14 protein-coding genes are annotated in these 12,434 nt (G+C 51.6%); all 14 read right to left on the bottom strand.

Annotated features, from left to right (window positions below):
• Positions 1–6 precede the first annotated feature (6 nt).
• The gene (gene fliP / locus NM686_RS01885) at positions 7–729 is read right to left on the bottom strand and encodes a flagellar type III secretion system pore protein FliP (RefSeq protein ID WP_269022252.1); all 723 of its coding nucleotides are present in this window, start codon (positions 727–729) and stop codon (positions 7–9) included.
• Positions 730–751: 22 nt separating this feature from the next.
• Positions 752–1,192, bottom strand: a complete 441-nt coding sequence (fliO, locus tag NM686_RS01880; RefSeq protein WP_255190257.1) for a flagellar biosynthetic protein FliO — start codon at positions 1,190–1,192, stop codon at positions 752–754.
• Positions 1,192–1,641 carry a flagellar motor switch protein FliN gene (fliN, locus tag NM686_RS01875; RefSeq protein WP_255190256.1) on the bottom strand — a complete coding sequence of 150 codons (450 nt, stop codon included), beginning with the start codon at positions 1,639–1,641 and terminating at the stop codon, positions 1,192–1,194. Before fliN ends, fliO begins: the two co-directional genes overlap by 1 nt.
• Positions 1,642–1,662: 21 nt before the next feature.
• Positions 1,663–2,643 carry a flagellar motor switch protein FliM gene (fliM, locus tag NM686_RS01870; protein ID WP_255190255.1) on the bottom strand — a complete coding sequence of 327 codons (981 nt, stop codon included), beginning with the start codon at positions 2,641–2,643 and terminating at the stop codon, positions 1,663–1,665.
• Entirely contained in the window at positions 2,644–3,168 is a 525-nt protein-coding gene (locus NM686_RS01865; protein WP_255190254.1) for a flagellar basal body-associated FliL family protein, read from the bottom strand.
• A gap of 267 nt (positions 3,169–3,435) precedes the next feature.
• Positions 3,436–4,512, bottom strand: a complete 1,077-nt coding sequence (gene fbaA, locus NM686_RS01860) for a class II fructose-bisphosphate aldolase (RefSeq protein WP_255190253.1) — start codon at positions 4,510–4,512, stop codon at positions 3,436–3,438.
• A 107-nt stretch (positions 4,513–4,619) separates the two neighbouring features.
• A complete protein-coding gene (locus tag NM686_RS01855; RefSeq protein WP_255190252.1) occupies positions 4,620–5,606 on the bottom strand; it encodes a transaldolase in 987 nt (328 codons plus the stop codon).
• 275 nt (positions 5,607–5,881) lie between these two features.
• Positions 5,882–6,577, bottom strand: a complete 696-nt coding sequence (locus tag NM686_RS01850; protein ID WP_255190251.1) for a hypothetical protein — start codon at positions 6,575–6,577, stop codon at positions 5,882–5,884.
• 67 nt (positions 6,578–6,644) lie between these two features.
• Positions 6,645–8,654 (bottom strand): transketolase, encoded by a 2,010-nt coding sequence (tkt, locus tag NM686_RS01845; protein WP_255190250.1) that lies wholly within the window; start codon positions 8,652–8,654, stop codon positions 6,645–6,647.
• A 187-nt stretch (positions 8,655–8,841) separates the two neighbouring features.
• A complete protein-coding gene (gene hxlB / locus NM686_RS01840; RefSeq protein WP_255190249.1) occupies positions 8,842–9,375 on the bottom strand; it encodes a 6-phospho-3-hexuloisomerase in 534 nt (177 codons plus the stop codon).
• Positions 9,376–9,378: 3 nt separating this feature from the next.
• Complete coding sequence (gene hxlA / locus NM686_RS01835; protein WP_255190248.1) at positions 9,379–10,026, bottom strand: 3-hexulose-6-phosphate synthase; 648 nt, start codon at positions 10,024–10,026, stop codon at positions 9,379–9,381.
• A 271-nt stretch (positions 10,027–10,297) separates the two neighbouring features.
• Positions 10,298–10,612 carry a ComEA family DNA-binding protein gene (locus NM686_RS01830; RefSeq protein WP_255190247.1) on the bottom strand — a complete coding sequence of 105 codons (315 nt, stop codon included), beginning with the start codon at positions 10,610–10,612 and terminating at the stop codon, positions 10,298–10,300.
• Positions 10,613–10,736: 124 nt separating this feature from the next.
• The gene (gene cmoB / locus NM686_RS01825; protein ID WP_255190246.1) at positions 10,737–11,705 is read right to left on the bottom strand and encodes a tRNA 5-methoxyuridine(34)/uridine 5-oxyacetic acid(34) synthase CmoB; all 969 of its coding nucleotides are present in this window, start codon (positions 11,703–11,705) and stop codon (positions 10,737–10,739) included.
• Positions 11,702–12,433, bottom strand: a complete 732-nt coding sequence (gene cmoA / locus NM686_RS01820; protein WP_255190245.1) for a carboxy-S-adenosyl-L-methionine synthase CmoA — start codon at positions 12,431–12,433, stop codon at positions 11,702–11,704. The genes cmoB and cmoA overlap by 4 nt, the downstream gene beginning before the upstream one ends.
• Between the last annotated feature and the right edge of the window lies 1 nt (position 12,434).

The raw sequence follows: 12,434 nt of genomic DNA, 5'->3' as shown, positions 1-12,434 counted from the left end.
TCCGAATCAGACATAAAAGCTGGCTGCCAACATTTCCAGCACCAAGGTCCAACCGTCGGCCAGCACAAACAACATCAGTTTGAATGGCAAAGAGACTATCATGGGCGACAACATCATCATGCCCATCGACATCAAGACGCTCGCGACCACCAAGTCAATCACCAAAAAAGGCAAAAAAATCAAGAATCCTATTTGAAATGCCGTTTTCAACTCACTGGTGACATACGCCGGAACCAGCAACGAAAACGGCACATCTTCCGGTTTGCTAATAGCATCCTTACCGGAAATCCTGACAAACATGTCGATATCAGCCTCTCGAGTTTGCTTCAACATGAATTGCTTGAAAGGCTCGGAGGCGTTTTGCAATGCGGTGGTCACGTCGATTTTTTCTGCCAGATAAGGCTGAACCGCGGTTTCATTGACCTTATCCAGCACCGGCATCATGACAAAGGCGGTCAGAAAGAGCGACAACCCCAGCAACACCTGATTGCTCGGCGCCGATTGCGTACCCAAAGCCTGTCGCAATAGGCCCAAAACGATCATGATACGGGTAAACGACGTCATGGTTAGCAACAAGGCCGGCAACACGGTCAGCATCGTCATGATCGCCAGGATTTGTATCGTGACCGTATAGGTTTCACCCCCTTTCGGGTTGGTGGTTACGGTAATGGCGTCTATTCCAGGCGTCGCGGCCCATGTATATTGAGGCAGCAAACAAACTGCCGCCATGATTGAAAATAATGCCCACCGGCTATGCATCGGTTCTTCCCTGCAAGGCCTGCTGCAGCTTTTTCGCGAACGAGCCATTATCGCCCTTATCCGACTGGCTTGAAAACAGACGGGATTCGCCTTCGAGTTCCATCAACTTTTCCACCCGCCCCGGCGTCACGCCCAATAACAACTGTTTCTCGCCTACTTTAACCAGCACCAGCTTTTCTCGCATGCCCAACGACAAACCGGAAAGCACGGCTAATTCATTTTTGTGGCCGCCGACCAAAGTTCCACTTTTCCGCAGCAACCACACGAAGAGTCCAAACAACACCAACACGGCGCCCAAGCCCAGCATCCATTGCATGACATCGGCATGAGACACGATATTGGCCGACGGCTTGTGTACCTCGCCCGTGTCCGCTTGAGCGGCAAACGTAGTCAACAGACTCAATAGCAATACCGGCAATAGTCTTCTCGCCATCAACCCAACTTTTTCACACGTTCGGATGGGCTAATGATATCGGTCAGCCGAATACCAAATTTGTCATTCACCACCACCACCTCGCCATGCGCTACCAGCGTCCCGTTTACCAGCACGTCCATCGGTTCACCGGCAAAGCGGTCCAATTCAACCACCGAGCCCTGATTGAGTTGCAACAGATTCCTGATATTGATTTTGGTGCGCCCGATTTCCAGCGATACCGTCACTGGCACGTCTAAAATTACATCCAGCTTGACTTCCTCGGAATTGGCGTAATGCTTCTGCTTTAAATCCTCCAGATTCGGAAACTCCGCGGCCGCATAGCCGCCTGCGCTGTTGGCGGCGGCTGCCTGCTGCTCCTGCATCGCCTCGGCCCAATCGTCGCCGGCTTCGGATTGCTCTTGCATCGCCGCCGCCCAATCATCGCTTAATTCGTCGTTTTCGCTCATATTCCTAGCCTGCCTAACGCATCAAAAATTGTCCAATGACACTTTCTCTATGATTTCAATGGCATAATTGCCGTCGGACAACCCCAGTTTACCCCTGAACACCGGAACATTCTCAACTTCCAGCAAGACGGTTTCCGGCATTTCAATAGGGATTACGTCGCCTTTTTTCAATTCGATCACCTCGCTGATAGACATTTCTTTTTCTATCAGCTTGCTGTTCAACGTCACCTCGCTACGCATGATTTCGGCCCTCAACGACTCCTGCCAGCGTCCGTCGACTTCGCCCCTGTCACTGGTCACCGCATCGAGCAATTCGCGAATCGGCTCTATCATCGTGTACGGCAATGCGATATTGATGTCGCCGCCGCCGCCTTCCAGTTCCACATGAATGGTTGAAATCACCACGATTTCGGAAGGACTGACGATATTGGCAAACTGCGGGTTGACTTCCGAATTGATGTATTCGAAACCGACATCCATCACCGGTTTCCACGCTTCGGTTAAATCCTTGAAAATCATGTCGAGAATCAAGCGGATGATCCGCATTTCCGTCGGGGTAAACTCCCGGCCTTCGACCTTGTTATAAAACTGACCACCGCCGCCAAAGAAATTGTCCACAGCGGTAAAAACCAGACGAGGCTCCATCACAATCAGTGCGCGCCCGCGTAACGGCGCCATCCGAATGACGTTCAGATTGGTCGGAACGAATAAACCCTGGATGAATTCAGAAAATTTTTGCACCTGAATCCCTGATACCGAAATTTCCGCCGCTCTCCTGAGAAAATTAAACAACGCAATCCGAAAATAACGCGCAAACCGTTCATTGACCATTTCCAATGTCGGCATCCGGCCGCGAACGATGCGCTCCTGACTATTGAAATCATATAACCGCGCCGCGTTATTGGCCTCGTCATCTTCATAAACGGTTTCGATGTCGCCATCATCGACGCCATGCAGCAGCGCGTCGATTTCATCCTGCGAGAGAAGGTCTGCGGTTGACATTTATTGCATTACAAATTCAGTAAAATAAATATCTTTGGCGGTGTTTTTTCCCGCCATTTTTTCCATTACCTTTCCAACTTCATTTAGCATCATCGCTCGCAACTCCTGTTTGCCTTCTTTGGTTTTGGCCTTTTCCGCACCGATCGAACTAATGGCCATCAAAAGATTGTTGCGGATCATGGGTTCATGTTTTTTTATCACATCCACGCCAGTTTCCCCTCTCACCAAAATTGCCACTGAGATTTTGATAATTTTGGCACTGGAACCGGGCGGAAAATTAACCAGCAAAGGCATATTCAAGCTGTGATATGTCTCCGGCTCATGGTCTTCGGCCTTGTCCGCGCTTTCCTTTTTGTCTTTTGTATCCGCGCCGGCCGGCGCATGTTCGCCTGACTCCGCTGGACGATATAAGAAGAAGTAGTACCCGGCACCTCCTCCACCCAGCAAAAGCAACACTATTGCCAGAATCAAAAAGAGTTTCATGGGGGATTTTTTGCCACCTTCTTTGGGCTTATCGTTGGCCATTTTTTACCTTTAGGAAATTAGAAGCATTAAATAGGCCACCAACACTGATTTAATGGCTTGCTAATTATCGATGGCCGCTATCCTGTCGATAATACAAGAAAAAACATTGTTTTAGAAGAAAAGCTCATCAAGATGAATCAAGCTTTACAAAGATAGTTCAAATGTAGAACTTTTTGACTTCGTCGCAAGGGTCAAACTTTCGACACTCAGGCAACGACAGAAGAAAACGACAAAGAGGCACAACGCCTCTTTGTCGCCTTGCAAGATTTACAGCGTGTTTACTGCATTCAATTCCTGGAATGCTTGTTGCAGACGTGCAACCATGCCTTCTTGGCCGGCACGTTGCCATACGCGTGGGTCATAGTATTTTTTGTTCGGCTTGTCGGCACCTTCCGGGTTGCCGATCTGGCCTTGCAGATAGCCTTCGTTTTTCTTGTAGAAGTTCATCACGCCTTCCCAGGTTGCCCATTGGGTATCGGTATCGATGTTCATTTTCACTACGCCATAGCTGATGGATTCCTTGATTTCTTCCGGAGACGAACCAGAGCCGCCATGGAATACGAAGGTCAATGATTTAGCTGGCAAGCCGAATTTTTCGGATACGTATTTTTGCGAGTTATCCAGAATTTTTGGCGTCAGCTTGACGTTTCCTGGCGAGTAAACGCCGTGCACGTTGCCGAAAGAAGCCGCAATCGTGAAGTTAGGGCTGATTTTGCTCAGGTGCTCATACGCGTAAGCCACGTCTTCCGGCTGGGTGTACAACGCGGAATGATCCATGCCGCTATTGTCCACGCCGTCTTCTTCACCGCCGGTGCAGCCCAGTTCGATTTCCAGGGTCATACCCATTTTTGCCATGCGCGCCAAGTATTTACCACAGATTTCGATGTTTTCTTCCAGGCTCTCTTCGGACAAGTCCAGCATGTGCGAGCTGAACAAAGGCTTGCCGGTGGCCGCAAAGAATTTTTCACCTTCATCCAGCATACCATCTACCCATGGCAGCAATTTTTTCGCCGCGTGATCGGTATGCAGAATGACAGGTACACCATAGAGTTCCGCCATGCGGTGAACGTGGTGAGCACCTGAAATGGCACCATGAATCGAACAGCCTTGACCTTCCAATTTCAAACCTTTACCGGCAACGAAAGCCGCGCCGCCATTTGAAAACTGGATAACAACAGGTGATTTGGCTTTGGCGGCCGCTTCCAATACCGCATTAATGGTATCGGTACTGATCACGTTGACGGCTGGCAAGGCAAAGTTGTTTTCTTTGCAGATTGCGAAAATTTTTTGCACATCTTCACCGGTGACAACGCCGGGTTTTACAACATCTAAGATTTTTGTCATGAAATTTATCCTATCAATAATGAACGAAGGCCGCGTACTCGATTCGGCGGCCTTGCAAATCGGAAAAGCAACGCGTGCGCGATTTCGCACGCGATTCGCTCTTTTTTTTATGCTTCCAGAGCAGCCAAACGATCCGCCAACAATTTTTCCAAGGTTTCCAGCGCTTTCGCAAAACCGTCGATACCTTCGGCCAGTTTTTCTTTGGCCATGCGGTTTTCTTCGTGCATGCGGTCGAAAGTCGCTTTGTCAACGCTGATTTTTTCGATCGAAGAACCGGCTGCTTTTGCAGGATCCAGTTTGCGTGGCAAATCACCTTCAACGGATTGCAGTTCGGCCAGCAGAGAAGGCGCGATGGTCAACAGATCGCAACCCGCCAATTCGGTGATCTCGCCGATGTTACGGAAGCTCGCGCCCATGACTTCGGTTTTATAACCAAATTTTTTGTAGTAGTTATAAACTTCAGTTACAGACAATACGCCAGGATCTTCGTTGGAAGGATAAGAGTCGCGGCCAGTGTCTTTTTTGTACCAGTCCAGAATACGGCCAACAAACGGAGAAATCAGGGTAATGCCGTTTTCGGCACAAGCAATCGCCTGGTGCAGACCGAACAACAGGGTCAAGTTGGTGTGAATACCTTCTTTTTCCAAAACGGCAGCTGCCTGGATGCCTTCCCAGGTCGCGGCAATTTTGATCAGTACGCGCTCTTTGGAAACACCTGCAGCTTCGTATTGTTTGATCAGATCCCGGCCTTTGGCAATAGTGCCTTCGGTGTCATAAGACAAACGCGCATCAACCTCGGTGGAAACGCGACCTTCGATGATTTCCAGGATTTTCAAACCGAAAGAAACCGCCAAACGATCGAACGCCAATGAAGCCACCTCGGCAGCTGAAGCACTGGCACCCAACGTCGCACGCGCACCTTTCAAGGTGTCGTCAACGATGCCTTGATATTGCGGCATTTGCGCCGCGGCGGTGATCAAAGACGGGTTGGTCGTTGCATCGCGCGGCTTGAAGGTTTCGATCGCCTGGATGTCACCGGTATCGGCAACAACAACGGTCATCTCGCGGAGTTGCTCAAGTAAGTTTCTTGCCATGAAAATATCCTCGTTAATATGAATGGATTTAAATCTACTTCGGCAATTCTGCGTCGTTCACCGCCAAGGTAAACGCCAGGAATTGCCCATAAAATTCAGTCGCTTTGCCTGCTTGGCTTTAAAAGCAAAATCGCCACTCCTCGCGACCTCAGCCTACACAAGGTAGTCAAATAAGGCGCAACTTGTGGCGATCCCTTTAGCAATATCCAAGTCGTGTTAATGCAGGTAGCCTGGATCTCAAACAACGCTTTCAATCAGAACTACCCACATAAGCATTAGGCTTTATCGCGCAAATATTTTTCAACGCCAGTAGCGCGAGCAGCGGCAGCCTCTTTGTCTTTGACGATTTGCTTGGCCATGTATTTTGCAACCCCTGTCGCAGGATTTGCTGTTTGTTTTTCTAGATATTTGGCCACGCCGGTTTTGTTTGCACCGATTTTTTCCAGGTATTTTTCAACACCTGTCGAATCGCCCGCTCTGCTGTAATCTTCAGTTGCCGCTACGGCAGAGGATTTACCGCCGGATTTTTTGCTATAAACCAAGAAACCGGCAGCAGCCAGAACCAGCAAACCAATCATGGAAAAATCGGTCGAGCCTGCTTTTTCCGTTTGAATGACTTCATTGGCGGCGCTGGCAGCGGATTTTGGCGCGGATGAGGCTTTCGAAGTCGAACCTGAAGCAGCCGGAGCGGCTGAACTATGTTTATATTCTGAATCGCTATAAAGCACTTTCGGCTGGAAATTGGTCGCAGGATATGCTGAATCAGCCTCAACTTCTTGCGCAGCCTGAGCCGCTACTTTAGGCGCGGCAGCCTCAGCTTTTGCAGCAGGCTCGGCTTGTTTGTATTCAGGGTCGTTGTAAACAACTTTAGGTTGAAAGTCGGCCGCGGGGTAGTCGGATTCGGCCATTACAGAGGAGCTAGCCAGAACCAGAGCTGCCAATACGGCTTTTGTTAATTCATTTTTTTTCACGTTTATCACCTATGATTCGTTGAAACGGTATTGAGGCCCGCTTTGCCGGGCCTCAATTTTTCATTATTTACAGCACTGCTTCCACATTGGCGACGACATTGTCCACGGTGAAGCCGAACTCTTTGAAGAGTTGTCCGGCCGGCGCGGATTCGCCGAAGCGGTCCAGACCGACGATTCTGCCATGGCTGCCGACATATTTCCACCAGCCATCGGTGACACCGGCTTCAACGACCACGCGTTTGCTGACGCTAGGCGGCAATACGCTGTCTTTGTAGGCTTGGTCTTGTGCTTCGAACACGTTGGTCGACGGCATGGACACCACGCGGATTTTCTTGCCTTTGGCTTCCAGCGCTTCGGCGGCTTTGACGGCCAGTTCGACTTCGGAGCCCGTGGCGATGATGATCGCATCGGGCGTGCCTTCGCCACGCAACACGTAACCGCCTTTGCTGATCGCATCGATCTGCGCCTGGCTGCGCGCCATGTGCGGCAGGTTTTGCCGCGAGAAGATCAAGGTGCTCGGGCCGTCTTGGCGGTCGATCGCGGCTTTCCAGCTCACGGCCGATTCCACCGCGTCGCAGGGACGCCAGACTTGCATGTTCGGAATCATGCGCAGGGTGGCGGTTTGTTCGACCGGCTGGTGAGTCGGGCCGTCTTCGCCCAGACCGATGGAGTCGTGGGTGAATACGAAGATGCTCGGCGCTTTCATCAGTGCGGCCATACGCAGCGCGTTACGGGCGTATTCGCTGAACATCAGGAAGGTGGCGCCATACGGACGGAAACCGCCGTGCAGCACGATGCCGTTCATGATCGCAGCCATGCCGAATTCGCGCACGCCGTAGTAGACGTAGTTGCCGTCATGGCCTGGCGCGCAGACGTCTTTGCAGCCGGACCACAAGGTCAGGTTGGAGCCGGCCAGGTCGGCGGAACCGCCCATCAGTTCAGGCAACAACGGACCGAAGCCGTTCAGGGCGTTTTGCGAGGCTTTACGGCTGGCGATGGTTTCGCCTTTGTCGTTGACGGCAGCGATGAAGGCATTGGCTTTTTCGTGCCAGTCTTTCGGCAGTTCACCGGCCATGCGGCGTTCGAATTCGGCGGCCAGTTCAGGATGCGCGGCTTTGTAGGCGGCGAACTTTTCGTTCCAGGCGCTTTCCAGACGTTCACCTTTGGCTTTGGCGTCCCAACCGGCGCGAATGTCGGCCGGAATTTCGAAGGGGGCGTGCGGCCAGCCCAGTTGTTCGCGGGTCGCAGCCACTTCGGCTTCGCCCAACGCGGCACCGTGGCATTCTTCCTTGCCTTGTTTGTTCGGCGAACCGAAACCGATGATGGTTTGGCAGCAGATGATGGACGGTTTGTCGGTGACTTTTTTCGCGGCTTCGATGGCTTTTCTCACCGCTTCCGGATCGTGGCCGTCGACTTTTGGAATCACGTGCCAGCCGTAGGCTTCGAAGCGTTTCGGGGTGTCGTCGTGGAACCAGCCGTGCACGTTGCCGTGACCACGCACTTCACCGTCGATCGAGATGTTGTTGTCGTCGTAGAAGGCGATCAGTTTGCCCAGACCCATGGAGCCGGCCAGCGAGCAGGCTTCGTGGGAAATACCTTCCATCAAGCAGCCGTCGCCCAGGAATACGTAGGTGTGGTGATCGACGATGTCATGGCCAGGACGGTTGAATTGGCCGGCCAGGGTGCGTTCGGCCAACGCGAAACCAACCGCGTTGGTGATACCTTGACCCAAGGGACCGGTGGTGGTTTCGACACCGTCGGTATAACCGTATTCCGGATGGCCTGGGGTTTGGGAGTGCAATTGACGGAACTGTTTCAGTTCTTCGATCGGCAGGTTGTAGCCGCTCAAGTGCAACAACGAATAAATCAGCATCGAGCCATGGCCGTTGGACAGGATGAAACGGTCACGGTTGGCCCATTTGGGATTGGTGGGGTTGTGTTGCAGAAAGTCGTTCCACAATACTTCTGCGATGTCAGCCATCCCCATCGGGGCACCAGGGTGTCCTGAGTTGGCTTTTTGTACGGCGTCCATGCTGAGTGCGCGGATGGCGTTCGCTAAGTCTCGGCGCGAAGGCATGTTGGTCTCCTTATTATTTTGTTTAGGTTCGACGTTTGCTTCTCCAAACATCGTTCTGGCTGAGGCTTGGTGAATTGCAAGGCCAACCAAAACCACACTCTACATTGTCAGACTGCTGGAATCGGTAATACCTTGACACCCAAAATGTAAAAGACCTGCAGGCCAAAGGCCGCAGGTCTTAAGCTTTTTACTCTAGGTTAGCGTGCCTTGATCTCATCTCTTCTTCAGGAATGCCTTTTTCATGAATCACATGAGAAATAGTGGCTTCCAAGAAAAACAGGGTCGACAGTTCGAACACGGTTCCCATCGGCATGCCTTTGACTTTACCGTATTGTTCGGCTCTGCCAATTTGCAAGGTCACATCAGCCATATCACCAATGGTCGAGTCATCTTTTGCGGAAATCAAACAGATTTTTGCGCCGATTTCTTTGGCTTTTTTGGTGAACGCAATCAACTGCTCGGTTTCACCTGAACCTGAGATGATGATCAGCAAATCGCCAGCTTTGATGCTTGGCGTTACGATTTCACCCACCACGCTGACGTCGTAGCCACTGTGCATCAGGCGCATCGCAAAAAAACGACCAATCAAGCCTGAACGCCCAGCCCCGGATACGAATATCCGCTTGGCTTGATCCAGCAGTTCGGTCAGTGCTTTGTCGTAAGAATCCGGCGTAGCTTCCAGAATACCTGAAATTTTGTTTACGATTAAATCTCTATGCATGGCTTATACCGCTGCTGCTTCTACCAATTCACGAATTTCACGCGCTGCTTCGGCAGGTGACGGCGCACCGTAGATCGCTGCGCCAACAACGATGATGTTTGCGCCCGCTTTAACGGTTTGATCAATAGTCGCAGGTTTGATACCGCCAGCAACAGAAACACGAACGTTCAAGCCCAAGGAGGCAACTTCATTCAGGTCGGTAAATGGGGTTTGGCCCGCGGCTTGCGCGTCCAGACCGGTGTGAACGCCCATGATTTGCGCGCCCAATTTTGCAGATTCGCGTGCGCACTCTGCTTTGTTCGGCACGTTGATCAGGTCAACTTGAACTTCGGCCGCGTGTTTTTTCGCAGCCTTGATGACGCCACCGATGGTAGCCAGACCAGACACACCCAATACGGTGCAGATGTCGGCACCAGCCGCATAGAATGCACCGGCTTCGTATTCGCCAGCATCCATGGTTTTCAGGTCAACCAGCAACAGTTTGTCAGGGTAACGTTCTCTCAACGCTTTAACCAGGTTGATACCGTTGTATTTGATGCAAGGGGTACCGATTTCAAAAATATCCACATATGGCGCCACTTGATCCGCCAATGCCACGGTTTGGTCGAAATCCAGTGAGTCCAACGCCATTTGAATTAATGGTCTTGCCATGTGATGTGCTCCGAAAGTTTTTAATTATTAGTAATAGCTGATTTTGCCAACTGCCGCAATCTGCTAGGCTTATCACCTACTCGTGATGCGTCCGTAACTGTATGATAGAAATGGGATGGCTGTCAATGCCTGCAACTCAGTAGCTCACAGTTCATTTGCCTCGAGAATTGGTCGCGTAATATTCGGCATCAATCATCCGCCAACCTGGCACCAACTCTGCCGTCGAGGAGCGCCGCCGCGACCGGCGACGCACCCCAATCCTTAGCGCTTACTATCTGGCGCCTTTTTTATCCACAGCTACCGCACCTTTTTCCGCGGATGACTTATCGCTCAAATCATCCGTGAAGCGAATGTCTTTTTCATTGGCCTGAAGGGTTTTCTCGCCAATGCCGCTGACATTCTCCAGATCCTTCAATGACTGAAAATCCCCATGTTCCTTTCGATACTGAACGATGGCATCTGCCTTCTTCGGGCCAATTCCCGTCAGGGATTCCGAAATCGTTTCGGCATCGGCCCGATTGACATTAACCGGCGCGGCAAACGCATAGACAGGACACAGGACCAAGATCGTTAAAAGCCTTTTCATGATATTTCTCCTAAACGGGATATGGAATTCAAATAGGCCAGGATAATTCCTCCCCCGTAGAGAATCGGCTCAGCCCGATCTCTAGCTTAGACCAGGTCATTTATTTTGCAACTCATTTTTATTGTTAAGCGTTAGCCGTAATGATGGCCCGCCTTGGCGCCGGCAATCCTTCGCGAGTCAGATCAGCATTTTCAGGATCGAGAAAATCCGCCAACGAATTGAAACGCATCCACTCCGTGCTGCGCTGCTCCTGAGTGGATGTTTTTGCAACATCGATCAACCGAATATTTTTAAAGCCGCAGCGCCGCAACCAGACGATCAAGGCATCGCAACTCGGCAAAAACCAGACATTCCGCATTTGCGCGTAGCGTTGCCCGGGCAACAAAACCGTATCCACACCACCCGCAACGACCAAAGTCTCGAGAACCAATTCGCCGCCCGGCCTTAGGCAACCTTTCAATTCGTACAAATGATCGATGGGCGAGCGGCGATGATACAAAACCCCCATCGAAAACACCGTATCGAACAACCTCATCTCAACCGGCAATTGCTCGATACCTAACGGCAAAACGTGGACCGCAGCCTCACCATACATTTTACGCACCGCCTGAAATTGCATCACGCTGAGCAATGTGGGATCGATACCCAGCACCATGCGCGCGCGCGCGCCCAACATGCGCCAACAGTGATACCCATTACCGCAACCAACATCCAGAACCAAGCGCCTGTCCAGTGGAGCGATATGATTTTTTAGCCTATCCCATTTCCAATCCGAGCGCCATTCGGTATCAATATCAATCCCGAATATCTGGTAGGGTCCCTTGCGCCATGGATGCAGCGCCATCAAGTGTTCGCGCAGGCGACCACGAAGCGCCTCGGACACATCATCCGGCACACCGACGCGCACACCTTCCCGTAAATCGACGCTACTCGGGCTTACGCAGTGCAAATCGTCAACCACCTTTTGCCAACGGGCCAAATCGCCATGAGATTGCTGATCGAGCGCGACTTGCACCTGCCTGCAAATCTGCTCCGACCAAGCGCCCGCACCGACACTCGCCAGCGCTTCTCCAAGCGCCTGATAATCGATCATTTCAGCGCGATCATCGATGCGAAATTGAAATACTGAAACCAGATTTCCGCACTAGCGAAGCCAGCCTCGAGCAATCGCTTTTGATGCACGGTGAACGACTCCGGCAGCAACACATCCTCCAGAGCAGTGCGCTTCTGACTGATTTCCAGATCACTATAGCCTTGCATTTTCTTGAATTGCTGATGCATGTCCACTTGCAGGGCTTGTTGCCTTGGATCGTCAAAGCGCAGTTTTTCTGACAATATCAACACGCCGCCCGGCAACATACCTTGATAAATTTTTGCCAGCAAAGACGCCCTATCCTCCAGCGGAATGAACTGCAAGGTAAAATTCAACACGACGACCGACGCCCGCTCGATTGCTATTTCCCGAATATCGGCGCACACCACCCGAACCTCGGCCCCCGCTCCACCGCTGTCCAGGTTGCGCTTAAAGCGAGTAATCATGGACTCGGAGCTATCGACAGCGACGATCGAGCAATTTTCAGCCGCGATCCGCTCTCGCATTGCCAAGGTCGCAGCCCCCAGCGAACAGCCCAGATCGTAGCAAAGACTATCGGCCCGACTAAAGCGCCCGGCGAGCATGCCTATCGCGGAAATGATCGCCCCATAACCGGGCACGGAGCGGCGAATCATATCCGGAAAGACATTCACCACCGATTCATCAAACTTGAATGCCGCTATTTCGCCCAGCGGATTGGCGTAGAGAGAATCTTTGTTGAAATGCATA

This window comes from Methylomonas rapida, assembly GCF_024360925.2.
Lineage (GTDB): Bacteria > Pseudomonadota > Gammaproteobacteria > Methylococcales > Methylomonadaceae > Methylomonas > Methylomonas rapida.
This window is presented reverse-complemented; position numbering and strand designations above follow the sequence as displayed.

Coding starts and splice junctions, on each gene's coding strand:
- cmoB (WP_255190246.1), bottom strand. CDS start 11,705: ATGATCGATTATCAGGCGCTTGGAGAAGCGCTGGCGAGTGTCGGTGCG.
- NM686_RS01865 (WP_255190254.1), bottom strand. CDS start 3,168: ATGGCCAACGATAAGCCCAAAGAAGGTGGCAAAAAATCCCCCATGAAA.
- hxlA (WP_255190248.1), bottom strand. CDS start 10,026: ATGGCAAGACCATTAATTCAAATGGCGTTGGACTCACTGGATTTCGAC.
- tkt (WP_255190250.1), bottom strand. CDS start 8,654: ATGCCTTCGCGCCGAGACTTAGCGAACGCCATCCGCGCACTCAGCATG.
- NM686_RS01855 (WP_255190252.1), bottom strand. CDS start 5,606: ATGGCAAGAAACTTACTTGAGCAACTCCGCGAGATGACCGTTGTTGTT.
- fliO (WP_255190257.1), bottom strand. CDS start 1,192: ATGGCGAGAAGACTATTGCCGGTATTGCTATTGAGTCTGTTGACTACG.
- hxlB (WP_255190249.1), bottom strand. CDS start 9,375: ATGCATAGAGATTTAATCGTAAACAAAATTTCAGGTATTCTGGAAGCT.
- fliP (WP_269022252.1), bottom strand. CDS start 729: ATGGCGGCAGTTTGTTTGCTGCCTCAATATACATGGGCCGCGACGCCT.
- fbaA (WP_255190253.1), bottom strand. CDS start 4,512: ATGACAAAAATCTTAGATGTTGTAAAACCCGGCGTTGTCACCGGTGAA.
- NM686_RS01830 (WP_255190247.1), bottom strand. CDS start 10,612: ATGAAAAGGCTTTTAACGATCTTGGTCCTGTGTCCTGTCTATGCGTTT.
- fliN (WP_255190256.1), bottom strand. CDS start 1,641: ATGAGCGAAAACGACGAATTAAGCGATGATTGGGCGGCGGCGATGCAA.
- fliM (WP_255190255.1), bottom strand. CDS start 2,643: ATGTCAACCGCAGACCTTCTCTCGCAGGATGAAATCGACGCGCTGCTG.
- cmoA (WP_255190245.1), bottom strand. CDS start 12,433: ATGCATTTCAACAAAGATTCTCTCTACGCCAATCCGCTGGGCGAAATA.